This window comes from Mycolicibacterium fallax (genome assembly GCF_010726955.1).
GTDB lineage: Bacteria > Actinomycetota > Actinomycetes > Mycobacteriales > Mycobacteriaceae > Mycobacterium > Mycobacterium fallax.
On the sequence record NZ_AP022603.1, the window covers coordinates 3,216,577 to 3,240,500 of the forward strand.

General features: G+C 61.8%; 26 protein-coding genes and 1 tRNA gene. 7 read left to right on the plus strand and 20 right to left on the minus strand.

The window, feature by feature from the left end:
- Positions 1-43: 43 nt before the first annotated feature.
- Both G6N10_RS15355 and G6N10_RS15360 read right to left on the minus strand, forming a co-directional pair.
- Positions 44-1,627, minus strand: a complete 1,584-nt coding sequence (locus tag G6N10_RS15355) for an AICE element replication initiation protein (RefSeq protein ID WP_043985063.1) — start codon at positions 1,625-1,627, stop codon at positions 44-46.
- Positions 1,628-1,760: 133 nt separating this feature from the next.
- On the minus strand, positions 1,761-1,958 hold the full coding sequence (locus G6N10_RS15360) for a helix-turn-helix transcriptional regulator (protein WP_043985064.1): 198 nt from the start codon (positions 1,956-1,958) through the stop codon (positions 1,761-1,763).
- Between the two features lie 14 nt (positions 1,959-1,972).
- On the opposite strand from G6N10_RS15360, the gene G6N10_RS15365 reads away from it, so the two are divergent.
- Complete coding sequence (locus G6N10_RS15365; protein WP_109749372.1) at positions 1,973-3,295, plus strand: tyrosine-type recombinase/integrase; 1,323 nt, start codon at positions 1,973-1,975, stop codon at positions 3,293-3,295.
- A 240-nt stretch (positions 3,296-3,535) separates the two neighbouring features.
- On the opposite strand, the gene G6N10_RS15370 is transcribed toward G6N10_RS15365, so the two are convergent.
- Both G6N10_RS15370 and G6N10_RS15375 read right to left on the minus strand, forming a co-directional pair.
- Positions 3,536-4,750 carry a tyrosine-type recombinase/integrase gene (locus G6N10_RS15370; protein WP_085095106.1) on the minus strand — a complete coding sequence of 405 codons (1,215 nt, stop codon included), beginning with the start codon at positions 4,748-4,750 and terminating at the stop codon, positions 3,536-3,538.
- A complete protein-coding gene (locus tag G6N10_RS15375; protein ID WP_133055125.1) occupies positions 4,743-5,267 on the minus strand; it encodes a helix-turn-helix domain-containing protein in 525 nt (174 codons plus the stop codon). The genes G6N10_RS15370 and G6N10_RS15375 overlap by 8 nt, the downstream gene beginning before the upstream one ends.
- 111 nt (positions 5,268-5,378) lie before the next feature.
- Here G6N10_RS15375 and G6N10_RS15380 point away from each other — a divergent pair, with 111 nt between their 5' ends.
- Together G6N10_RS15380 and G6N10_RS15385 are read left to right on the plus strand one after the other, a co-directional pair.
- Positions 5,379-5,624 carry a helix-turn-helix transcriptional regulator gene (locus tag G6N10_RS15380; RefSeq protein WP_085095070.1) on the plus strand — a complete coding sequence of 82 codons (246 nt, stop codon included), beginning with the start codon at positions 5,379-5,381 and terminating at the stop codon, positions 5,622-5,624.
- A gap of 179 nt (positions 5,625-5,803) precedes the next feature.
- Entirely contained in the window at positions 5,804-6,103 is a 300-nt protein-coding gene (locus G6N10_RS15385; protein ID WP_133055124.1) for a hypothetical protein, read from the plus strand.
- A gap of 327 nt (positions 6,104-6,430) precedes the next feature.
- Here G6N10_RS15385 and G6N10_RS15390 read toward each other — a convergent pair whose 3' ends face one another.
- The 9 genes from G6N10_RS15390 to G6N10_RS15430 form a co-directional block, all read right to left on the minus strand.
- Entirely contained in the window at positions 6,431-7,177 is a 747-nt protein-coding gene (locus G6N10_RS15390; RefSeq protein ID WP_133055123.1) for a hypothetical protein, read from the minus strand.
- A gap of 2 nt (positions 7,178-7,179) precedes the next feature.
- Positions 7,180-9,375 carry a cell division protein FtsK gene (locus G6N10_RS15395; RefSeq protein WP_133055122.1) on the minus strand — a complete coding sequence of 732 codons (2,196 nt, stop codon included), beginning with the start codon at positions 9,373-9,375 and terminating at the stop codon, positions 7,180-7,182.
- A gap of 2 nt (positions 9,376-9,377) precedes the next feature.
- On the minus strand, positions 9,378-9,854 hold the full coding sequence (locus G6N10_RS15400) for a hypothetical protein (protein WP_085095065.1): 477 nt from the start codon (positions 9,852-9,854) through the stop codon (positions 9,378-9,380).
- Positions 9,855-9,856: 2 nt separating this feature from the next.
- Positions 9,857-10,558, minus strand: coding sequence for a hypothetical protein (locus G6N10_RS15405; protein ID WP_133055121.1), 702 nt, complete (start codon positions 10,556-10,558; stop codon positions 9,857-9,859).
- Positions 10,558-10,875, minus strand: coding sequence for a hypothetical protein (locus G6N10_RS15410; protein WP_133055120.1), 318 nt, complete (start codon positions 10,873-10,875; stop codon positions 10,558-10,560). The genes G6N10_RS15405 and G6N10_RS15410 overlap by 1 nt, the downstream gene beginning before the upstream one ends.
- A 616-nt stretch (positions 10,876-11,491) precedes the next feature.
- Positions 11,492-12,448, minus strand: a complete 957-nt coding sequence (locus G6N10_RS15415; RefSeq protein WP_085095061.1) for a DUF2637 domain-containing protein — start codon at positions 12,446-12,448, stop codon at positions 11,492-11,494.
- Between the two features lie 38 nt (positions 12,449-12,486).
- On the minus strand, positions 12,487-13,422 hold the full coding sequence (locus G6N10_RS15420) for a hypothetical protein (RefSeq protein WP_133055119.1): 936 nt from the start codon (positions 13,420-13,422) through the stop codon (positions 12,487-12,489).
- Between the two features lie 34 nt (positions 13,423-13,456).
- A complete protein-coding gene (locus G6N10_RS15425) occupies positions 13,457-13,840 on the minus strand; it encodes a hypothetical protein (RefSeq protein WP_133055118.1) in 384 nt (127 codons plus the stop codon).
- Positions 13,841-13,877: 37 nt separating this feature from the next.
- On the minus strand, positions 13,878-15,326 hold the full coding sequence (locus G6N10_RS15430) for a hypothetical protein (RefSeq protein WP_133055117.1): 1,449 nt from the start codon (positions 15,324-15,326) through the stop codon (positions 13,878-13,880).
- Between the two features lie 1,783 nt (positions 15,327-17,109).
- Here G6N10_RS15430 and G6N10_RS15435 point away from each other — a divergent pair.
- From G6N10_RS15435 to G6N10_RS15445, 3 genes are all read left to right on the plus strand, one after another.
- Positions 17,110-17,406, plus strand: coding sequence for a hypothetical protein (locus G6N10_RS15435; RefSeq protein ID WP_133055116.1), 297 nt, complete (start codon positions 17,110-17,112; stop codon positions 17,404-17,406).
- A complete protein-coding gene (locus tag G6N10_RS15440; protein ID WP_109750472.1) occupies positions 17,406-18,722 on the plus strand; it encodes a hypothetical protein in 1,317 nt (438 codons plus the stop codon). The genes G6N10_RS15435 and G6N10_RS15440 overlap by 1 nt, the downstream gene beginning before the upstream one ends.
- Positions 18,723-18,919: 197 nt before the next feature.
- Positions 18,920-19,453, plus strand: a complete 534-nt coding sequence (locus tag G6N10_RS15445; RefSeq protein ID WP_133055115.1) for a hypothetical protein — start codon at positions 18,920-18,922, stop codon at positions 19,451-19,453.
- Positions 19,454-19,625: 172 nt separating this feature from the next.
- On the opposite strand, the gene G6N10_RS15450 is transcribed toward G6N10_RS15445, so the two are convergent.
- From G6N10_RS15450 to G6N10_RS15480, 7 genes are all read right to left on the minus strand, one after another.
- Positions 19,626-20,045: a hypothetical protein gene (locus G6N10_RS15450; RefSeq protein WP_085095047.1), complete on the minus strand. Its 420-nt coding sequence runs from the start codon at positions 20,043-20,045 to the stop codon at positions 19,626-19,628.
- A gap of 211 nt (positions 20,046-20,256) precedes the next feature.
- Complete coding sequence (locus G6N10_RS15455) at positions 20,257-20,616, minus strand: hypothetical protein (protein ID WP_085095044.1); 360 nt, start codon at positions 20,614-20,616, stop codon at positions 20,257-20,259.
- On the minus strand, positions 20,606-20,869 hold the full coding sequence (locus G6N10_RS15460; RefSeq protein WP_163742525.1) for a hypothetical protein: 264 nt from the start codon (positions 20,867-20,869) through the stop codon (positions 20,606-20,608). The genes G6N10_RS15455 and G6N10_RS15460 overlap by 11 nt, the downstream gene beginning before the upstream one ends.
- Before the next feature lie 231 nt (positions 20,870-21,100).
- Positions 21,101-21,174 (minus strand) — tRNA-Pro (locus tag G6N10_RS15465).
- Positions 21,175-21,244: 70 nt separating this feature from the next.
- Positions 21,245-22,381 carry a tyrosine-type recombinase/integrase gene (locus tag G6N10_RS15470; protein ID WP_085095040.1) on the minus strand — a complete coding sequence of 379 codons (1,137 nt, stop codon included), beginning with the start codon at positions 22,379-22,381 and terminating at the stop codon, positions 21,245-21,247.
- Between the two features lie 67 nt (positions 22,382-22,448).
- On the minus strand, positions 22,449-23,132 hold the full coding sequence (locus G6N10_RS15475; protein WP_085095038.1) for a helix-turn-helix domain-containing protein: 684 nt from the start codon (positions 23,130-23,132) through the stop codon (positions 22,449-22,451).
- Entirely contained in the window at positions 23,132-23,458 is a 327-nt protein-coding gene (locus tag G6N10_RS15480; protein WP_085095036.1) for a hypothetical protein, read from the minus strand. The genes G6N10_RS15475 and G6N10_RS15480 overlap by 1 nt, the downstream gene beginning before the upstream one ends.
- A 212-nt stretch (positions 23,459-23,670) precedes the next feature.
- Here G6N10_RS15480 and G6N10_RS15485 point away from each other — a divergent pair, with 212 nt between their 5' ends.
- The gene (locus tag G6N10_RS15485) at positions 23,671-23,880 is read left to right on the plus strand and encodes a helix-turn-helix transcriptional regulator (RefSeq protein ID WP_197745645.1); all 210 of its coding nucleotides are present in this window, start codon (positions 23,671-23,673) and stop codon (positions 23,878-23,880) included.
- The last annotated feature ends 44 nt before the right edge of the window (positions 23,881-23,924 follow it).

Sequence of the window (23,924 nt, forward strand, 5' to 3'; positions counted from 1 at the left end):
ATTGTGCCCGAAAGGTCCGGCGCAGCCGTGACGACGAGCGCGGTCATGAGGCCTCGACGTCGAGATTGTCGCCCGAATGCTTGTTCGGGATGGTCTGGCGGGGCGCCGGCAGATCTTGAACAAAGGACGACAGCTCACGCGGAGCCGAAATGCGCGAGGGACGCGAGGATTGCGAGGGTTGTTTGGCCGACACATCTTTGTAGGGCGGATAGATGGTCCACAGCAGCACGTTCCGATGATTTCGAGCGCCATCGTCTTCGATCGCCCAACCCAGACTCCGGAGCGCAGGTGCGTGCCGTCGCAGGACGGCTGTGACATCCCGGCCGTTCCGAGGCCACTCCTTTGGTCTGCGCCAGGTGTCGCCGGTCGGCGTGACTGTCGCCAGCAGGTCGCCGCCGGACTTTCCGATGAGTGGTTCCCGGATGTGCAGCCTTAGCTGTTCGATGAACGGGTCGGCGGACAGGCTGTCCTCGGAGAGTTGACTGGCGCGTGACAAGTAACGCCGGAAGCCATGGGTCGACAGAATCTCGTCAACGGCCGCCAGCGTGCGACTGAAGTCCGCCATCCGTGGCGACACGTCGACCGAAATGGTTTCCAGCCGTTGATGAACCACGGCGGCCAGATCAAGAAGCCCGCCCAAAATGCCTGGTAGAGCCGTGCGCCACTGTTGTCGCATCGTGGCTTCCGGTTGTCGCATGTGGCGATCAATGCGTCGCAGGTCGACTGTCGCCAGTCGCTCCGCGAGGTCGGGTCGCACTGCGCCGACGTCGATGCCGTTGATGATGACGCACCGCCGGAATTTGATCACCGCGAGATCGGAGTCCGTGTACAACGCCCGTTTGACGTTGCCGTCGCCTGTGGCGGCACGGCACAGGGAATCCGACAACCAGGGCGGAATCGTCGACAGATTGTCCAAGGCAACAACCCACGACCCGGACGCCGCAGTGACCCACGAATCGGAATCACGCGGTGCCTGCCGTAGGGGAACCGGTGACGGGTCGATGAGATCGACCAGCATGCGTGTGGTTGTGCTCTTGGCGCTGCCCTGCTCGGCGAACAGCGCCAAGATCGGGTGTGGGACGTCGGTCTGGACAAGAGCGGCAATGAGGGCAGCGAGGAGGACCGGTCGGTCTTCGAAGTCGACGTTGACGAAATCCCAGAGCTTCTCGATATCCCCGCCCTGAGCCGGCAGCGGCATCGCTCCGGTCAACTTGGTGCGTAGAAAGCGCACAGGTGCCCGCTCGGTCAGCGTCCACCGGCCCTGTCGGATACGAATCACCTGGCCGTTGGGTAGTCCGGTATCGATGTAGATCGTGCCGTCATCGTCAGCGACGCGGAGGTTCAGGCGTTCGGGCGGCTTCGTGGCAGCCAATCCTTCAAGGATCAGCGTGGCGTCAGTCAGGGCCTGGCCGCCGGCGACCGCGCCGGTCTCGGCGAAGTACCGTGCGGCTAGGTCGGCGCGTAGACCGGCCTTGCCGGCGCGGAGGAGCATGACCAAGTGCGGGCGATCGCGGTCAGCTCCGAACGGCTCACCCTCATCGGAGAGTCCGAGCAGGTAGCGTTCCTGTGCCATGCCGACCAAGCGCGCGGCCACCGACTTCTTGTCCGTCTCGGTGTTGTCGCTCATAGGATTTCCTGCACACCGTGCTTATGCAGGCTGCGTTGACGAGCTATTCTCATGTGGAACTTCCGTGTCGGATGATCAGGTGGTTCGAACAAAGACCTCGGCTAGGCCCCGGGGTCTTTTTCGTGGGCGCGGTTCACGCGGCGTCTCCGCCTCCCCGCCGGGTCGCGGTTTCTTGTTCCGCGATCCATCGCAGTACCTCGTCGCGCCGGTACACGACCCGGCGGCCCAAGGTGAAACTGGCCGGCCCGATATCGCAGTGGCGCCAGTAGCGGAGAGTTCCAACGGGGACGCCGATGATGTCCGAAACCTGTTTGGCGCTCAGTAGATCCATGTAGCTGCTCCTCAATGGTGGGTTCTGTCAACGAATCCAACGGTGGTGGTGGCGCCCTGCATTTGTCCACCAGTACCCTCAACTTCGCCTACAAATTGACTTCAGCCGAACGCTTTCGTCGGCTGTCGGTGGTCGGTGTGAAACTGGCGGTAGAGGAGGTGGTCGACTTGCAGCGACGAAACCGTCGGGCTGGTGTCGAGGACCGGTGGCGTCGATCAGACGGGAGCCCCACCGCACGTAGCGGTATGGGCCGCCGCTGGTTGGCCCGTTACGTCGACGATCAAGGCGGGGAGAACACGCGTTCGTTCGACCGCAAGGTGGACGCTCAGGCCTTTCTCAATGAGATCACGGCCGCTCAGACGATCGGCACCTATGTCGCGCCGAAAGCCGGGCGCATCACCGTCCGTGAGCTGCATGGGAAATGGCTTGGCACACAGGGTCATTTGAAGGAGACGACGGTTGCGACACGCGCATTCGCCTGGTCGGGCTACGTCGAAGGCCGGTGGGCCGCGGTCGCTGTAGCCGACGTGCAATCGTCGGATATCAGGGCGTGGGTGCAGCAATTGGCGGCGGGCGGAGCCAAACCGGCCACCATCGAGAACGCGCTCAGCGTCCTGAGGCAGATCTTGGAGATGGCCGTCGACGATCGACGGATCCCCCGCAATCCGTGCACAGGAGTGAAGTCGCCGCGACGACAGCACCGAGCGCGGGGCTACCTGACACACCAGCAGGTGGAGCTTCTGGCCCGCGAGGTCGGCGAGTACGCCGTTGTTGTTCGATTCCTGGCCTACACCGGGCTGCGCTGGGGCGAGATGGCAGCGCTACGGGTGGAGTCCTTCGACATGCTCCGCCGGAGGGTAAATATCCGTGAGGCGGTCGCCGAGGTCAAGGGACGTGTGGTGTGGTCGTCACCCAAATCCCACGAGCGTCGCTCGGTGCCCTTCCCTGCGTTCCTTGCTGATCCGCTGGCCGCGATCATGATCGGCAAGCGACGAGACGATTTGGTGTTCACGTCACCCGGCGGAGCATTGTTGCGAGTGTCGACGTGGCGGCCGCGGGTGTTCAACATGGCTGTCCAACGGCTTCAGGAAGCAGACCCGGCGTATCCCACCGTCACGCCTCACGACCTTCGTCATACGGCAGCGTCCTTGTCGATCAGCGCCGGGGCCAACGTCAAGGCTGTTCAGACGATGCTGGGACACGCTTCTGCGGTCTTGACCCTGGATACGTATGCCGACCTGTTCCCCGACGACCTGGAGCAAGTTTCAGTTGCACTAGATGCCGCGCGAATGCGGTCTCTGGCAGCCACTGCGGACCAGCTGCGGACTGGGAAGTAAGAAGGCCCCGACCGGAATTCCCGGTCAGGGCCTTCTACCTGCAGTCACACGAGTCGGGGTGGCGGGATTCGAACCCACGACCTCTTCGTCCCGAACGAACGGGACTATAGGCTATCCTGGCACTTTACGGATAAGTATTCTATACACACTGTGTATAAACACCAGGTAGGAACGGTTTCAGTTAGCCGTCTCGTACTATCCATCCAATGAGTGATAAAGCTCCTGACACTCATGTGACACTCAGACACACGGCGGGGTACCAGCGTCCCGCTGCTGTTCAGACGGGGTAAGCATATTCGCCACGGCGCGGTCGAACGCGGCGGCGACACCGTCCAGGTCGGCGGGGAACAGGTCGGAGTAGGTGTCCAACGTGAGCGCCGCTGACTTGTGTCCCAACATCGTCTGCACCGCTTTCACGTTCGCGTTCTCACTGATAGCCAGAGATGCGGCGGTGTGCCTCATGTCGTGAGGGGTCGCCACGGGGAAGTCCGCATGTGCCACACCCTCGGCGTCCACATCCCGCAATCTGTCGATAGCGGTGTTCCACGTCCGCTTCCGCCAGGAGTTGAGACGCAAGGTTCCGCCCTTCGGCGCTTGGAACACCTGTTCGTCGCGCTTCTTGTCCACACACAACAACGACAGATCATCCACCAGGAACTTCGGGAACGGCACCGAACGACGCCGCTTGCCCTTGGTCGGTGTCCACACCAACCGCCCCTTGACCTCGGTCACCTGCTGCCTCACCTCAATGCGCCGCCGTAAAAAGTCAAGGTCTCGCACCTCCAGCGCCGCCACCTCACCGAACCGCAACCCGGTGTAGGCAAGGAACAACACGAGAACGCGGTAGCGGGGGTCGATGGTCGCTGCCAACTCCCAGACCTGCTCATGGGTCAGATACGCACGGGGTCGATGGTCACGCGGCGGGAGTTTCACACCAACAGCGGGGTTCACCGACAGGCGTTTATCCTCAACTGCCAGAGCCAGCACCATCCGAAGTACACCGACAGCGTTCTCGATGGTCGCCGCGCGCGCACCATCCTCCACCATCTCGGTAACCCAGGTTCGGACAGCGCTCTTCTTCACGTCCCGCACTGCCCGCTTACGCCACTTCGGGGACACCCAGGTCTCCCAAGTGATTTCGCGGGTGTTTTGGGTTGAGTCAGCGATACCAGCCTGTTGGGTCAGCCAGTCCTCATACACCGCTTCCACGGTCACCAGTCCCGCTTTTTCGGTCACGTAGTCGCCCTGCAGCAGCTTCGCGTTCACCGCGTCACGATGGTTCTCGGCGTCCACCTTCCGCTCGAAATAGCCGCCGCCGCCCGCACGTTCACCGTCCAGGTTCACGACGACGACACGCCAGCGTTTGCCAGTTCCGTTGCGCGACTTGGGCTGCTTGTCCTTGCGGTACCAGGTGTCCTCGACACGGGCTCCAGGCTTGCGCGCTATATCACTCATCAGGATCACCCTTGGTCGGATGGATGACAACGGACGCGGCGGTGTTCGTCAGGGCTTCCCTGACAGCGGGGATGAGGTCAGCGTCCGCCTTCAGTCCGATGAAGGCGGGTTGGCTGCGCTTCAGCCAATCCACCAGGTCATCGGCGTTGTCCAGGAACTCATCATCGGACACCGCCGCGCCATGCTCTGATTCCTCCAATGCCACAACAGCATCCAGGAAACCCTGTCCGTAATCGTGTAGGGCTGCGTACGCCGCGTCTCGGCGGGCTTCGGCTCGCGTCACCATCTCTTCAGGGGACACGGGAGCCATATCCCGTAGCAACTCATCAGCGGACAGTCCCAGCGCGGTGGCGATGTCGCGTAGCTCGATTGCCCGAACTGCTCGTGTGCCCAGCTCGATGCGTCCGTACACCACCTGCGCCAAGCCCAGGCGCTCGGACATGTCCTTCTGAGACATACCAGCCGCTGCGCGGCGGCGTCGGATGATCGCGCCCAGAGCTTTGTCGTCAGCTTCCACAATTCTCACCGTACCTGATGCGTACAAGGTATCCAATTCCTACTAACTATGATACACTAATCGTGAAGGATAAATGCACCGTGCATAATCCCAGCTTAGAGGAGGTGCCGAATGGCACGAAGGAAGAGCGACACCGCTGCGGCACCCGCCGTGGACGTTGACGCTGAGTTTTTGACACCCGTCCAGGTGTCCCAACGTCTGAAGGTCAGCCGCCAGACGCTGAGCTACTGGAGGAGCCGAAACACGGGACCGCTGAGCTTCGCGCTCGGACACACCGTCCGCTACCCCGCCGCCGAACTGGAGCAGTGGATATCGGATCAGATGAGGGAAACCGCACGCGGCGGTGTGAGCGCGTAACAACAGAATTTCCCCACAAAGGGGAAAACCCCGTTCGCAGCGGGGGTTCAACCAAAGAATGAATCAAGAGAAAGAGTAACACAGAATGTCCGATGAATTCACGAAAGAGCAACTGGCACTTCATGAGCGCCAGGCTGCGGTAGTCGCCGCCGCCGAGGTCATCGAGGCGGTGTCCGAGCATGAGTAAAGCCCTCACCGCCGCGATAACTAAACGCGATCTGATGACGAGAACGGGAGCATCCGCCGCGTCCATCGAGGTCATGGACAGGCGCATCGCCCGCCTCCAGCCCAAGGGGAAAGCTGAACAGCCCAAGGGGAAAGAGAAGGGCATGGCGCAAGCAGCCGAGCCCGAGCCCAACAGCTTCGACGCCGCGTTGTCGTCCAGCACCGCTGCCGCTCATCGGCACCTCTGCACACGGTGCCTGCACACGGCGATGGTGCTGGACGCTGCGGGAATCGAGTACGAGATAGCGTCCTGATCAGCCCCTGCAACAACGGAGAGCCCCTCGTCCATATCGGACGGGGGGTTTCTCTGTTCCAGGGGCCGGACAGCCACACGCTGCGGGACGGTGTTCAGGGACGGTTAACAGGATGCCGCTGCGCTGCCTATGCCCCTGGGAAATACCTCTCTAGTCAGTCCCAGGGGCATAACTCATACACCCCACACCAACCCAAAAACCCAATCTGACCTGCATGTATCATGTCCCTCCCGCTGAATGTTGTTGTGGGACTAGGGATATGCGTAAGCCCCTGGGAAAGACTATGTGGTCAGTCCCAGGGGCTTACGGGTGTCTAGGTCAGTGGGATTACGCTGCGCCCTCGGTGTTGAGCGCTGCTTTCTCGTCCCCCTGCCGCAACCAGCCAGCTATGTCCTCGTGCCTCTTCGACCACTCATCAACGCTGCGGGGTGGGACACGGCGGGAAGTCCAGTTGATGCTGCGGTTATCCCGCTTGCGACTCTTCGGTGACTCATACCCCGCTGCCACCGACAGCCGCGCATCGGTGGTTTTGAAACCGCTCAGCTCCATACCGATGCTCATCGCTCCAATCGCTGCCAGTATCGCCGTAGACACACGGTATTTGTCGTGTGTCCCTTGGACATTCATGGTGAGCCTCGTACGGGCTTCCTCGTCCAGTTCGGGCAGCATTCCACCAGCTTTTCCAGCTCCTGATCCCGTTGCCCAGCGCAGCGCCGTGGGAAGGGGGAACTCGGTGACGGGCACTCTTAGTCGATGAAGCTCTGCCAGCAACATCGTGTGTACCGCAGCGCGACGGGCTGCGGATGGGTCGGTCTTCATGTCTCTCCACATGAATTTGCTGCACACGGCTAACGCGGGAAGCGTGCCGTTCTCGGTGATCTGCTTAACCACTTGGGACACCGCCGCCGATACGTGATGATGCGTGTTATAGAGGCTGTACGGTGGCTGCGTAGTCACTGAAAAGCTGTAGCCATCAACGGTATCGGGCGCGGCGCTGTGGATGACAGCTAAGTGAATCATGCTGCTCGTCACGTCGATTCCGATGACGCGGGGGTTGTCGTAGTCGGTCAACATGGTTATTCAAAACCTTCCATTCTTCTTCTCTTTGGCTTATCCGTTTCCGGTGTTTCCGGTGCCGCTGCGGGGGTTTCATCATCAGGCTTCAGGTAGCCGAGTCGGATAGCTTCTTCACGTACCTGCTCGGGGGTGAGACGCGGCTTTTCAGCTTGCCCCTGGGAATCCCTAGAAGTGTGCGCCGTAGGCGCATCGGGGCTGCTCGATGGGGCTGATGGTGTATCGAATTCCATGACACCGCCGCGTGAAACGCTGCGCTTCCCAACGAAGCTCGGGCTCCACGGGTCGAACCGCTCCATTCCAGGAAGCACATCCCCGTCACGATCAGTGAGCGGGACAGTCGGTGTCGCTGCTACCTGATCCAAATCGGGCTTCTTCCCATCGTCGCCCGTCGCCCAGAACTCGTCCTCGGCTCGGATGCCCAAGCGGGGCATGAGTGCTCGTGTCGCGGCGCTGACGGGCTCCCACTGCTCCCATAGGCTGCGTACCTCATCGGTCGGGGGACGCACTTTACGGTCGGCGTCGGGGTCGAGGCTTGTGGTGCCAGGGCTCCATGTGTAGACGGACTGAAATTCAATGAGGTCGCTGCCTGTGGTCACCATGCCTCGCCCTTTTTTGCCCGCAATCCTGCTGCCCAACACCTCGGCGCGGGCGCGAGTCGCGGTGTTGAAAACGCCAGGGTTGTTGAGGGTTTCCGCTTCGGGCTGCCCAAGAGAAACGGTCAGTCCGAGGTTCGCTTGCCAGCTACCCGGAACAGCGCCAGCGCCTGTTTTCCTGATGGTTTGCGACAGCAGCGCCACGTGTGCTCGGGCTTCACGCGCCAGGCGCAAGATCAGGTCAACGTCGGACTCGAACGGCGCGGCGCTCTTGTAGGCAGCTCCCAACGTGATGCTTGTCGCGCCCCACTCATCCAACAGCAACAGGATCGGCGGGAAGTCGAACGCGCGTCCGTCGCCGTTCAGCTTCGCCTCCGTCGCGGCTTCGAATCTCCGCTCCACCTCTTCCCTCACGGTTCGAACCATGACGGCTGTTTGCGCTGCGTCGCGCGCCACCATTGCCACACCGGGTGCGGTGTGAAGCGTTGCGAAGTCGGAAGGTTTACCGCTGCTGATGAACGCGGTGAATCCGCCAGCGGTGTCTTTGCCCGTGTCAGGGTCGCGGTAACCCGTGCGGAACATCTCGATGATGCTGCGTGCCCACACACTCTTTCCCGCGCCGGTTCCACCAGCCACCAGCACGTGTGGGAAATCGTCTAATGGGTACTTCACGGTTTTACCCCGTGAGTCCAGTCCGAGCATCCAGCAAGCCCCCTCGTAACGCTTCGATGCCTGTTGGGCTGACGCCACAATCTCACGCGGCGGTTCAAGGCAAACAGCGGCGGGGAAAGCGCTCGGTGCGTCATCGAAAATCAACAGCGGCGCTCCTGAACTCGTCTCTCCAACACGAAGGTTTCCCGCTGACATCCCCGCTGCTTTGAAGCCGGCTCGGAGGGTGTCCACCGATGCCTGCCACCGCTTCGGCGGCACATTAACGTCCAGCTCCACCGTCAACCGAAGTCCATCTTCGGCAACCTGCACACGGGAAATCCTCGGTACAGAAACCGTCGTCAGCTTCCTAGTCCCACTTGCATATTGCCCCGTCCACGGCTCATCGGTCGTAGTCGCGTGAGTGAGTCCCGCTGCGATGGTTAACTCCCGCCACCAGGTCTCGTCACGTAGGCGCGACAGCACATTGAGGTACCTCTTTTTGATATCCGTCCAGACAGCCAGGGTCTCCCTAGCCTTTTCGCGCCAGGTTTCATCCCGCATGAGGTCACCGTTTCGGGATCGCATGAAACCGGGTCCGAACACCACCGCCTTCTGGTCGGGGGACTCGGGATGAGGGAGGAACGCAAGGGGCAACGGAGCGGCGTGATGCGACACTCGCATCGGCTTCAGCGCGGCGTTGTTGCCACCGACATATTCCGTGCGCGGCGCTGAATACCAGCTCTTTTCCTGATCCTGATACCCACGGATGAGCTGCTGGTTTTCCCGCTGCCGTGCGGTGACGGCGGCGGCTGCTGCCCGCTGCTCACGGTCTAACGCTCGGTCAGCGGCGCGCCGAGCTTCGCGCCGATCAGCAGCGTGATCCCTGTAGTCCTGCCTGTACCTCCAGCGACGGTCTGCTGGGTCTTCCAACCACCTACCGATGAATCCCATCGTCAGAATCCATCCTCGTCAGATATGTCATCGAACGAGTTGTTCACATTCCCCTGGGACTGCCCATTCGGGGCATTCCCAGGGGTTGATGGGTTACGGGAAGCGATGTCCTCGTACCGATCACGGGGGATAACCCTGCCGTCAGGAAGGGTGACGTATTCCGTGTGCGCGCTTGGCGGTGTAGCTGGGAGCTGCGAGCGCAGCTCGTCCGCCGCGTTGCTCAACTCCCCGCCCTCGCGCGCCAGCCACACGCCCATGCCGATGCCAAAAGCTGCGATCACCAGGCTTATCGGACGGTCGATAACCACCATCACAATGCCGAAAACGATGCTTGCGCCGATGGTGATCAAGGCTTGCATCCCCTTCTGCTCAGACGCCTCATCCAGTCGCTGTATCTCGGCAACCAGCTCGTCGTAATCACTCGTCGGGTTCACGGGCTGCTGCATGTATGCGGGGTCGTAGTTTCCGTGGTTGTTCATCTCTAAAAATCCTCATCATCGAAGGCGTCAAATGACGCGCCAGGGGTCGGACGCGGCGGTGTCGTCGTGCCCGTCGCGGGCTGCTGTTGCCCACCAGCAACGCCAGCATCGAAGCTCGGAGCTGCTGGTGCGTCGGGCAAATCGGGGTCGCCAGCAAACTCGGGGCTGCTGGTGTAGGTGTCCTCGCGGCGTCCCATACCGCCGATGAGAAGCACAACCGAAAGCAGTCCGAACGGGATGAATCCCCAGAACCACATCGGTCGCGCTTCGCTGCAAACCTCGCCCTTGCTGTTGGGAACAACACCAGGCTTCACCGATCCCACGGGCGGGGTGCCCGCTGCCGTGAAGCTGCCCGTGTTGATGAGGCATGAGCTTTCCGCTTGGGTCAGCATCGCTGTTCTACCGAGGGCGACGTTGCAGCTCTTGTAGGCACTGTTGGTGTCGCCGAACGAAGCGCTCGCTGCCCTCTTCACATCGAAGGTTGACGGGGATGCGGGACTGGACGGCTTCGGTGCGCGGGTCTCCAGGGGTTTCAGCTCATCCAGTACCAGACCATCCGTGCCGTCCACGATCTTGTCCAGCAGGCTGCGGGTGTCGGTCTGCTCCACCTTCGGGGCTGGTTTGCACACGGTGTCGCCCGCGAAGGTGCCGCCCACGAAACAGACCAGCGCCGCGCCTGCTGCGACAGCGGCGGGGATGCTCATCAGGACTCATCCCCTGTGATGGTGTGTGCGGGACGTGACGCATCGCGGCGGGACTGAACGAACCGATATCCAGCGAAACCGACAGCCACCAGGACGAGGGTCGCGGCGGCGGTCACCCCTACGGTCTCCCACGGGAAGCCAGGATCGGGCTGCGCGAGTGCGTCACGGAAGCTCTTCTCCATGATCTGCTCGATGACGCTGTTCGGGTCGGGATGATCAGCGGGGATCAGGATGGACGGAAGCGTGTCGTTGCAGACGGTCTCTTCTGCTCCAGGCTGATGGGTCAGGGTTCCGCCGCCCTCGGGGATGGGTTCCATCACCTCATAGGTTGGAAATCCCCTGTCCTCTACAAAAACAGGGCTCGGGGTCGGGGTTGGTGTGGTTGTCATTTTGGTGCTCCTCTATATAGGGGGAGCGCCGTTCTCGTAACGGGAGCGATGCTCCGTGTCGATTGGCTGTAAATTAATGCTCAATTAGCGGCGGCTGAACGTAGTGAATGCCGCTGTAAAGCATTAAATAACCAATTAGTAGAATGGTAGCATCCATTTCCAAATAATGTCCAGTAGCTAGCAAAACTTCTTTTGCACTTCTTTTCCCTATCCCATTCTCCTATCAAAACCACCTCCTATCAGCACATATGGTGTTATCCACTCATTAACACAATTGGGCTGCGGAATGGTGATAGCTAATAAGGATTAATAGTGTCCTTGTAACAATCCCCGTAACGAAAATAGGATATGAGAATTAGCGGTGTGAGTGTGTCTATAGGCGGGTTTGCACAGGTCAGAACACCCAAAACACATACGGTTCTGTTACGGGGACAAACGGGGACAATCGTCCTTGTAAGGGTGCCGCTGTAACGGGATGCGGGCAAGAGAAAACCCCGCTGCGGGAGAGAGTCGCAACGGGGTTTTCTGATCAGGGATGGTGCCGTTAGACGGCTACCAGCTCACGGTGAGCTTCCGAATGCCGTGAGTCACGGATCTGACGAACGGTGCGCTCGCCCATGCCCAGCGTCGAGGCGATGGCGAGCACAGGGGTGTCATCGTCCAGCTGACGGAGAACCTCAGCCACGGTCGCGGCGGGGGTGCGCTTGCCCGTGCGCTTCAGCAGCGCCCGTGCCTCGGTCAGGTGCTCATCGGTCACACGGTCAGTCACAGGATCGTTCACAGGATCGTTCACAGGCGCGGTCGCAGCCACATGAGGAACGGTCACGGGACGGTCGTTCACACGGTCGTTCATAGGTGCGGAAACGGTCACAGGACGGTCGTTCACACGGGCGGTCGGACAGTCAACCACACGGTCGTTCACACGGTCAGCCGCAACTACCTGCGGTGACGCTGCTGAACGTGCGGTACGAAGGTCAGCGTCAGATGCGGGACGGAGCGCGAACCACGCGGCGGTGCATACCAGGAGTACGGCGTCGATGGTCGCGGGGAAAGCGTAGGACGCCCATCCAGACATACCGCCCATGATCGCCACTGCCCGTAGGTGCTCATAGGAGACACCGAGCGAAACACCGAACACCGCAGCGCCAACCATCACAGCCACACGGAACAACCAGGGGCTGTTACGCAACCGAACCACGTTCGCGCGAGTGACGGCTCCCACGGACGACAGGGTGTAGATAATGTGCAGCGCCCACGCTGCCATCACAGGCGCGAGGCTGAAGACGATGATGCTCAGCACACGTCCAGCTGCCGAGGGGATGGTCGCCGTGACGTTGCCCGCCACGGTCAACAGCAGCCCCGCAGCGATGCCCAGCAGCATGATCTTGCGAGCGTGCGCTCGGTCGCGCTCGGCGTCCAGCTCTACGGTGACGTGAAGCTGTTCAGCTTCACGGTCAGCCTTCGACAACTTCTTCTTCGGGGGTGATGCTGTTCCGTTCATTTCTCTCTCCTGATCTATCTAGCAAACGTGCGATGAAGCTAGCTCGACGTACTGACTAACGCGCGAGCTGGTTTCCTACCTGATGCCAAGCTGCGCACAACACTCCAGTCCATGCCCAAAACTTCGGGATCGGACAAGCTGTATTCCCCTCCCCGTACAGGGCTGCCGACGAGGGTGAACGCTCCCTTCGACACGCCCATCTCCAGCGCAGCGCTGGTGTGCTGACGAAGGCGGCTGCGTACCCGCTCACGCAAAACGTGACGGGTAGCGGGCTGCAAGACACTCATCAAAACCGCCAACTCGCGAGCGCAATCGAGCACGGGCGAGTCGCCTACGGGGGTGATGGGGATCATCGGGCTCCCCGCTTGGTCAGCGAGCATCTCCAACGCTGCAACAGCCCGTTGGAGGAGGGCGGGATCGGCGGTGATACTGCCGCCGGCCACTGCCCCTTGGAATGCCGTAGGGCTTGTCCCAGGGGCTTGTGGCTTGCGGTATGCAACGGGAGCGTGCAAGCCCTCGTCCATCTGGTCATACGGGCGGGGCTGCGGCTGCACACGTTCAATCCCAGGGGCTGTTTGCCCAGGGGTCGGAACGGGTGCGGGTGCTGACTTAGGTGTCCACCATCCGATCCCACAACGGGCTACACCACCATCCACCACCAGGAGGTGAGTGTCGGTGAGGAACTTCAGCGCGGCGGGGTCGAGGTCGGTGACGGGGACGACAGCGGCTCGGTCGGTGAACTTGGACAGGATGCCCGCAGCGTTGGTGACGAGGGTGTTGGGGAGGTTCAGCACGACATCCTCGGTGTCGGTGTAGACCCACCAGTTCTTCTGCATACCGAGCTTCAGCGCGGCGGTGCGGACGGTGCTCGGGATAGCCGTGATCATCCGAGGGGAATAGCTCCGTGGATGGTGAGTGACGCAGTTCCAGAGGATGATCGCGGCGGCGTCCTCGACGGTTGGTGTGGTGCTCATGGTCTGCTCTCTCCTTACTTGGGTTGTTGGGTTGCTACGGGGACTGCTCGGGGTTGGCGGCGCTCCTGCTCTTGGTCAAAAACTCGGTGATGGCTTCTTTTGTCGAATCGCGGATCACGCGTTCAAAATCCACATATGCGATCTGCCAGCACTTGCTTTCGAGCCAGTCCCGAAACACATCGGTGACGGCTTCCTCCACATCAACAGCGGGTGAGATGCTCACGTACTTACGGAAGCGTTCGAACTCCGCTTCGGATGCGACTGTCAGACGGTCGCCACACATCACAAGAGGGCGTCCGAGTTTGTCCCAAGCGATGACAGGGCGGCGAATGTCGTAGTTGTTGGAGTCCTCCTCTTCAGGCGAGAGGACGTAGCGGGCGGTAGCCCCCGCAAGCTCGGGAGTGTGTGGAATTGCCATTTTCTTTCTTCCTTACTTCTTGTTTTTGGACTGACAGTTATGAGCCTGTGTAGGCGTCGATGCCCGTAGCACCGTCCGCTACCCAATAACGGGTCTTCCCAGCGGGATCGGTAGTGGCGGTGATGTCCCCTGCGGCGACATGAACGTCGATGAAGCTCTGGGTTTGCTTGCGTTGCTTTGCGGGCATGTTCCGAGCTATGTCGCTCGGCAGCGCTCCGAATTGCGGTGTCCGAGATCCGACTTTCCACTTGTCGGTCTTCAGAATTTCCAACACACGATCCAGTGCCGCCTGCTGCGCGGCGTCGGAAGCCTTCTCCAGGAATCCCTCACGGGCAAGCCACCGCTCGCCGTCCAGGATGCCCTTGTCGCGTGCCTCCGCCATCTTCTTCTTGTCTGCCGAGATGATGCAGTAGGCGCGGGCGCGGCGGCTGTATTCCAGAAGGCACTCCGCCCACCACCAAGCCTCACGGTCGATGACGGCGGGGTTCCCGAGTCCAGCCCGCCATCCCGCGAAGATCGCGGCGAGACGGACACAGAGGTTGTCGGCGTGTGCGTCGAGCGGGTTGCCCAACTTTCCCTTCAAGACGCGAGCGCGCCGCACTTCGAGCTCCTGGAGGACTTCATCGTCCACGGTGAGCCCGTTGGTCGGACCCCACACAACGAGCGTCGGTGCCTGAAGCTGAAGACTCATGGCGGGTACGCCGAGCGCCTTCTCGACTTTGCGTTTGTACCCACGGATAGCGGGTGAGGTGTCTGGTGCGTCCACGTCAGGCAAGGGGAACCACAACAGCCGCTGCAAGGTGCCACCAGTAGCGTCCTCCAAGAGCACACCAGCGTGATCAGGCTGCGCTCCCACGAACATCACGAAGCGGTAGGTTCCCGCTTCGACCTTGCATCCGAATCCGGACTTCAAACGGGTGATGGACTCATCGCCCGCGTTCTCGCCAGTGAACAGTGACCGCATGGTCGCATCGAGGGTCGAGTTTGCGTTCGCGCTCTTCGCGGCCAACTGATCAATTTCCCCCCAGTTAGCCCAGACAGGCTCATCGTGGCGAACGGTTTCGCTTCCCTTACCGTCAGCGGCGGGGACGGTCTCAAAGAAAGCGTTGATAAGCGCCTCTCCCGATGCGGGGGTGTGCGCGCGGTACCCGCCCAGGGGGTTGGCGGTGACCATCGGAGCATCGAGGGTGACGCCCTTACCGAGCCCCGATGCGCCCACGAGGCACACCATCAGGTTCAGGGGAATAGCCCGCCCGCTGACTCCCGTGCCCACCGACACCTTCGATGCATCACAGCACCCCACACCGAGCGCCTTGCTCAGCAGCGCGACAGGGTTGCCTTTCTGGTACCCGCGCGCCACCAGCTCGATGATGGAGATAAGGGGGACGCCGCACTCCATGACTTCGGAATACAGCTCGTCGTCAGCGAGCTTATTAAGGGGCAAGCCTTCGTTAATGGACTGAAACTTGGGTGTGGACGGCTTCATGTAGGAGTGCGTCTGCAACCGAGGGTCAGCGGGAGCGCTTATTGCGGTATCCGAATTTGGTGATATAGTCACAATTAGTTCCTTCCGAAAAACCGTCCCGGTGCCTACCAAAGCGGGGGCGGTTTTTTGTTGTCTATTACTTGGTTCTCGTCGTCAGTCGCCAGCCCCACAAACGGAGCGCGTCGCGTGGGTCAATAGCCCAAGTGTTTCCCACCTTCAGAGCGGGAAGCCTGCCCGATTCCACGGCAGTAATTACGCCGCGTCGAGTCAATCCGAAGAGGTCGGCTATCCAGGTAACGCCCACCTTCTCGGGGAGTTCGCCCTGAATCGGTACGGGAAACTCGAGAGTGACGGTTGTCATTTCTTGTCGCCTTTCTAGCTGCATTTGTGCGTCTGTATATAGCCTAACTCGTATTTGCGCTTTTCAGTTCCCAGCTAGCAACGAAATTTATTACCATTCACAGAGGGTGTTAATGCCACATAAACACAGGTCAGAAGTATTTTTCGGAGCCCGCGAAGTGGTGAATTGGAGAAGATGCAGGTCAGATAGCAAATTCACCAAAGAACGCGTTGAATTCCGTTATTGGCTGTAATCAGCGCAGCGCACACCGTTTATCTATTAGTGTGACGAAGGTCACATGCGTGAATGGCTGAATGGCTTATATCCGCCGCCTAGAGACACCGATCAGCTTCACTCACTAATGTCCGCCGCGTCCTATAGGAACCGAGGAACCGAGGAACCGAGGAACCGAGGAACCGAGGAACTGGCTTCTCTAATGTCCGCAGCCTAGAGACACCGAGGAGCTTGTTAATATCGCGCGAGACTCGCGAGACTCGCGAGACCGCTTTTCGCGAGAGTGAGTCCGCAGCTCTCTTCATAACGTGAAGTGATGATTTTTTATTATTAATATATATACTCTGAGCTGCGGAAATGCTGAATTTTGACACCCGCCGCGCTCATTCTGAAGAGAGCCCCGCCGCGCCCCCACACACCCCGAAAAACAGTCTCGCGCGTCTCGCGAGTCTCGCGCCATATTAACAACGTCTTGAAAACCACCCACCAACGCTGCGCTAAAACCGCCGCGTGATCCCACCCATAGACCCCTGGGACAAGCCCTACGGGCAATTCCACGGGGCAGTGGCCGGACAGCCCACACAAGCCCTACGAACCACCCACAAGCCCCCTGGGCACCAACACCCCACCCCTGCCCTACGAGCCGTCCTAGAGGTAGTCACTACCTGTTTTCGTCCCACGCCGCGTGTCCACGGCGCGTCAGCTTCCCCCACCTGTAGCGTCGCGGCGCATGGGAATCCTTGATGAGCGAGTGACAGAGGCAGCCGAACCTCAATGGGAGATTGTTCGTGTTGTCCTCCCGCCGCAGCCGAGCGGGATTGAGATGTGGACGAGACCCACGCTTACCGACATAGCCGAGTATGTCGAGGGGTTAGACCTTTTTGGGATCGTCCAGCAGAGGAATGTCCACACTGGCGAACTGCGGTGGCGTCCTGCGACTATAAGTGGTGGCGGGGATGTGACCGTTATAGATGAGCCGCGAACCGACACGCAATACACGAAGGTGTGGTGGTGCAGGTCCATTGGCAGTAAAGACCCTGAACTATACGACTGGGGGCAACGTGGGGGCGGATTCCCTGAGGTTGAACGTATCCGTGAGCGCTAATCCCGTATTATCAATTTCTCCGTATTCGCGTACCTGAAAATTGATAATGAACTAGTAACACTAATTGCCTCCAATTTCAACATAACTGGTGTTATAGTTATTTTATGACCGCAGCTATTTCAATTCCTTATCGGGAATTGCGCGCAGCTCAGCGTCGCGCTATACGGGCGGAAGAATGCGCCGCCGCCGCCCGCCGTGAGCGTGACGACCTCACCGCCGCGTTGTACGAGCAGGGCGTCCCGCAGACCCATCTGGCACAGGCGCTCGGCATCACTCAGTCTTACGTGTCTCAGCGCATCGCGCAGCGCCGTAAGGAACTGGCGCACGGCACCCTCCCCGCACCGAGGCACAATGAGGACAACGCAGCGCCTCACCAGCGCGGCGAAGGAGGGGAAGTCTGATGCAGCGCACCGACGCGCACCTGGAGCTGTTCAGTGGATGGGACAGCTCCCTTTCCGAGCTGACCGACAGTCCCTGGACTCCCGCACTCGACGGTGATGCCTGGCAGGGAGCGCCCGCCGACGCGGGAGCTCAACGGGCTCAGCAAGAGCAGGTGTGGGTAGAGAAACTGTCCACCGCAGCGGGGGCCATGGTGCCTGTCCTGGAAGCTCAGCAGATCGCCGCCGCCAACTACGAGGCGGCTCCCACCGAAAACGAGGTGCTCCAGGCGAAGGCAGCCGCCGCGCTGGCGAAGAACAGTGACCTTCCGAACGCGCCCGCGCTGGAAAAGGAATACCTCCGTCTGAAAGACGAGCGGGATGCGGCTGTACGCGCGCTGGAGCTGGCGTGTGCGGACACACAGGCAGCGCTCGACAAGCTCGACCTCCCCGACATCACCGATGACACCTGTAGCGCCGAGGATGAGACCACCGATCCCGAGTCCGATGAGGATGAGGATGAAGACGACCCTGGAATGCAGGGCGGGGATGAAGACGAGGACGAAGACGACCCTGGAATGCAGGGCGATCCCACCACCGAACCGTCCCCGACCGACACCACCTCACCGACTCCGAGCCCGCAGCGCGCCGATGGCGACACGTCCCCGCCCGCGCAGCCAAGCCCGAACGCCAGTGATAGCGCTCCCCGCATCGTGATGGATGCACCACCGCGCACCGAGCTGTCGTCTAGCTCATCGGATACCGGCAGCGCCGCGAGTCCGAAGGTGTATCCGAACCCGAACGTTGGACAGCAGCCCACCTACACGCCACAGGCACAGCCGCCGCCCGTGATGGCAACCCCGTCCAGCACGGCTACCGCAGCGCCCGCACAGCAGCAGGCATACCGCCCCGCACCGACCCCATCCCACACGCAGCGGGAGACCAAGGTAGACGGCAGCGATCCGATTAGCCTCGTTGGCGCAGCGCCCGTTGCGACACCTGTTCCCGCTCATGCGCCGATGCCGTCCAGCACGGTGTCGTCTCCGAGCACCAGCTTGTCCAGCAGCAGCAGCGCACCTACAGCGCCTACGGCAGCGGCTCCGAGCGCAGCCCCTGGAGCGGCACCGGTTGGCGGAGCACCAGCCCCTATCGGTGCGGGGAGCAAGCCGACGACCAGCCACACCAAGATCATTGCCGCCGATCAGCCCACCGACCCCGAGCCCGACAAGGGGGTCAAGAAGATGACCACAGCGGAGCTGTACAGCGCCGTTGCCGCGCTGATGACAGAGATTGACGAGCGCGATGCAGCCCCGAAGCCCCCCGCATCGGAGAAGGTATGAGATTCAGATACGTTGCCGCAGCGGCACTTTCAGTAACTCTCCTCGCTGGTTGCAGCGCGACCACAAGCGGAACAGCGCAGCCCGCCCGTGTTAACGACGCCTCAACACCATCACGCAGCGTCACCACGACTACCGCCACGACAACAGCCGAACCCGCCCGTGTCCCCGTCACCATCGAGGGGAGCACGGGGGACTACTTGGACACGCTGGCGCAGAACACGCTCAGCGCGCTGGTCACCTTCTGGGATAAGAGCGGAGCCGTCACGAAGCCGATGCGCTATACCTATTGGGAATCCAGCGCAGGCGAGCAGTCCCCGATGTGTGCGAGTAGGCACCAGCCCGAAGGTGTGTTTTGTGACCGAACACGCGGCGAGATTGACGAACTTGCTTGGGATAAAACCCATTTTGGCGAGCTAGTGAACAACTCCGAAGTTGGCGCGAAGGCTGCTTCCGTCATGCTCCTCGCACATGAGTATGGACATGCGGTGCAGGAGGCGCAGGGCAACCTCCGTGACAACAAGCATCGCGAGCTTCAAGCTGACTGTCTGGCAGGTGTTTTCGCGGCGGACTACGCTCCCGAGATCACCGACGAGCGCTGGGGCATCGCTTCGAACCACGTCTATGGATTCACCCGCGCCACGGCGGACAAGGTTCGCAACCGCATCGTCGCCTTCTCCGAGGGCTGGTACAAGAAGTCAGCCGCGCACTGCAACAGCTACACGGGATCGTAAGTCCTGATCATTCCCATGCCCCAGCGGCTGTTCATACCGAACCGGCCGCTGGGGCTTATCTTCGCTTAACCCCTGGGACGTAGATAGGTGCAGGTCAGATGAGGTATAGCCCCGTGGATTTCCCGTGTGGGATTTCCCAGGGGCATACACGTAGACACGCAGCCCGCGCCTGTTAACCGCGTCTGTACACCGTCACGCGGTGGGTAGCCATCAGAGCCAGAGTCTTCGTGTACCAGTCAGGTTTAGCGCCAGCGCCGAGGACACGGACAACAACACCAGCTAGGTCTCCGATGTCGTCGGGGTCGGACAGCGCAGCCCGTTCCCGTCGCGCTTGGTCGATGAGGTCGCCGTCTCCCATCCAGAAGCCCTCGACACCGACAGCGAAAGGATCGCCTATCTGAACCCACGCCAGAAACTTGCGGTCTCGGGTGTATCCCGTGAGCAGCTCCCCCTCGACATGCACAGGCGGCGGGGACAACGGCGGTTCAGGTACGGGGTCTAGCTCATCCAGGTTGTCCAGGTCGGTTGGTGTCCACCTCGCAGCGTCCGTCCAGGGGTAGCAGTCCTCGGGGTCGGTGAAGATGAGATTCATCGGTGAACTTCGACGGTGAGTGTCCAGGTAGCGGTCGTCACGCTCACGGACACCGAACGCGGTACCAGGAAGTTCAGGTCAGCCAGGTCTACGTATGTGGGCAAGTCCAGGGCAGCCCGCAGCTTGGGCATGTCCATCGTTCCGTCCTCGCGCAGGAACCTCCCCCTCACGCTCAGAACTCGGTTATAGGTCACGGTGACAGGCGGCGGGGTCATCGGTTCGGCTCCGTCAGCTCGATGTGAATGGTCAGCTCGGGACAGCGCAGACGGGCGAACGGCCGCCAGCTCAGGTCGCGGTCAACCCACTCGCAGATGGTGACGTACTTGTCGGTGTCGGCTAGTAGGCGCTCCAGTCCCAGCTCGTCGGCGGCTTCTTCGATCCCGCAACGCATAACGGGGTAGCCCTCCAGGTTCAGGTAGTTGCCCGTTGCTGTTCGGGTCGTCCCATCGGGCAGGGTGATGGTCACGCGGCACCAGACGGTCTCTTCGTCGGCATCGGTGAACGGGGTCGGGTCATACGGGTTCGCCACGTCCTCGGCTGTCCACGTCCAGGGGAAGCCCTCAAGCGGCACGGCGCACCACCAGCTCGCCTACACCGTCCACGCTGACTTCGGCTCGCCCGTGAGTCAGAACCTGGTAGGTCAGGCTGTACAGCAGCCGAACCAGGAACAGGTCGCTGAAGATGCTGTAGTCCATGTCGGCATTCGCGGCGGCGTCTAACAGCCCGTCAGGAGTGAGGTCACGCAGCGGGACGGTCACATGCTCGTCCCCGTAGCGCCAGGTGAGTTCATACATGCCCAGCAGCTTCGCTCGATGGTCGGACATGCGCCAGGTGTCACGTCCCCGCCCGTTGGCGCAGCGGGATGAGGGGGTTGTAGGGCTTGGTTCCCGTGAGAAACGGCGCTCACACGAAGGAATAAACACCGAATGCGGGGACTGTTCGGTGAGGGGTCGAACTTTTTTCCTGACACTCCACTGACACTCAAACCGTTCTGACACTCAAATAGAGAAACCCGCTCTGTCCTGTTTTACCAGGTCAGAGCGGGTTTCTTTCTGTCGGGGTGGCGGGATTCGAACCCACGACCTCTTCGTCCCGAACGAAGCACGCTACCAAGCTGCGCCACACCCCGTGTTCCGCGATCACAATACGGTATGGCCGGTCAGGGCACATAATCGGTATCCCTGGACGGTCTGCACGGGTCACTGGCTGACCACCGGGGTCACAGCGGGGTCACAAGCCAGGTCAGCCGCGCGCTGGGCGTCCACTGCGGCCGACACCCGATCCAGGTCGTCGGGCAGCAGCGAGGCGTACACGTCGGCGGTGACCGCTCCGCTGGCGTGACCTGCCAGCAGCTGGACCGCCTTCAACGATGCGCCCGCCGAGATCGCCAGGCTGACCGCCGTGGCCCGCGCATCGTGCACGGTCAGCGTCGGGATCGAGTCGTCGAGCTTGCGCGCGGCAGCCAGGGCCGGATGCCACACCCGACGCCGCCAGTTGTTGACCCGGATCGGCGTGGTGCCGTTGCCGAACAGCAGATCGTCCCGGGCGCGGCCGGTGGCCTGGACGCTCAACGGCTGCAGCAGGTGCGCCGGGATCGGCACCGACCTGGCCTCGTAGGTCTTGGTCGCGCTCCACACCAGACCCTCGCCGCGCACGTCGGTGACCGACCGGTTGACGTTCACTCGCCGACGCAGGAAGTCCACATCCTCGACCCGCAGCGCGAACAGCTCCCCGGCGCGCAGTCCGAAGTAGCACAGGCACTCGGTGATCAGGGTGTCCTCGGGAGTGGAGCAAGCCTCGGCGACCAGCGCCACCTGCCGGTGGGTCAGGTACCGCTTGACCTTCGGGGTGCGTCGAGGTGCTCGGACTCCGGTCGCCGGGTTCGACTCGATCAGCCGATCCTGGACCGCCACTGCCAGGATGCCTCGCAGCACCACCAGCGCGTTCTCGATGGTGGCCGGTCCGGCTCCGTCTGCCGACATCTGCCCGACCCAGGTCCGGATCTGGCTCGGCCGGATCTTGCCGACCTCGGCCGACTCCCAGCGTGGTTTGACCTGTACCTTCCAGGCACCTTTGCGGGTCGCGCGGGTGGTGGCTTTGATGTGAGCCAGTCCGGCCAGGTAGTCCGGCCACAGCGTGCCAACCGTGATCTGGCCGGAACGCGGGTCGATCCACTGACCGGAGGCGACCTTGACCTCCAGCTGCGCAGCAGCCAGCTTGGCCTCCTTCATAGTGCGGTAGCCCTTGCGCTGGTGCTGGCGGCCGTCCGGGTCGCGATATCGGACCTTGTACCGCAGCTGGCCGCTGCTCAGGGTGTACTTCTCGATGCTGCTCATGGTGTCTCCTTGAATGGGTGGGCAACTAAAGCGACCCCCGGTCGAATGACCGAGGGTCGCTGTGGGATCAGGTGGGATCCGGTGGGTAGTGGGTTGGATTCCGGCGCGAGTCCGGCCAGTCGGCGATGTGCTCGGCGAGCTGGGCGCGCAGCTCGGCGGTCACGTCACCCGGCGAGCGGTGCTGCACCTCGGCGAGGTGGTCGCGGATCTCGCTGAAGGTGCGGCCGGTCTCCAGCAGCGTGTGGGTGACCGCGTTCAGCACGTTCTCATCGAGATCGAGCGCGCGTGCCGTCCGGCGCTCGGTCAACCCAGACCGCAGGCTCATCGCGTACAGGGTGTCGGCCGGGACCCCCAGGGTGGTTGCCATCTGGTCGGCGCTGGCCCAGCCGCTGAACGCTGCCCACTCGTCCGGCGTCATCGGGTCGCTGGGCTCAAGCGATGGCACCGGACCGAACAACCCGGCCAGGTCGGCAGTGGCCACGGTGACCTCTCCCAGATCCACGCGCTCGGCGTCGGTCTGCAGCAGCTCGGAGATCTCGCACTCCAGCACCCTCGCCAGCGCCAGCACGGTGGACAGCTTGGGGTCGCGTTCCCCACGCTGAATCGCGCTGACCCGGCTACCGGACCAACCGAACCCGAGTTGGCGCGCGGTGACGGCTACGTCATCCAGACTCAGCTCACGGTCGGCGCGTAGTCGCCGGACGTTGCGGCCGACCACCCGGCCGAGGCTCTCAACCTTCGGACCTGCCATCAGAGGAAGTCATGGGTAGACGGGCACATCATCAGCTTGGACGGGAGCACCCCCATGGTGTTCCGCCGCCGCGCCGCGCGAGCGTGCACGGAGTCGACGTCATCGCTGTAACGGATGAACTCGGTCTTTAACCGCTCAAACGCTGTGGAGAGAGTGACGTCACACGCCTCTGCGATGAGAAGGCTCGCCAACGCTGCCAAATCAGCTCCGGCGGAATAGATTTCGGATTCTGTCTCCGTGAGCGAAGCTTGCCAGGGGTGACCCGACGTGTCGTCGGCCAGCTCAATCATGCGACGCCGCGTGGTTTGGATCGAAGTCTCGGTCATTTGGGGTGTCCTCTCAGTCGGTCGGTGCGTGGGATCTCCGCGCCAGGCCAGTGTAGCACGCTATGGTACTACCTGTCGTACCGTCTGAAACAACACCGCTGGCCAAAGCGGGCTCACGATCGGTGTGGCTGGTTGCGGTCCGCTTAAATCGTATGGTCGACTGGTGTCGCACCAAACGGTGCGACACACCGCCGACGAGAGGAACACCCCAAGTGAAACCGCACACCGACCCCCGACTGACCACCCCCGAGGCCGCCGAGTACATGGGTCTGGCCCAGCGGACGCTCGAGTACTGGCGCAGGACCGACCGGGGACCGCGCTACCTGCGCTTTGGACACAAGGTGGTCTACCGCCAGTCCGACCTGGACGAGTTCACCCAGCAGTGCGCGGTGGACACCTCCGAGACGCGCGCGGTCAGTTGACGGCAGCGCCCGACCTCCAAATAGCCGAATGGCCGGGGTCGGGG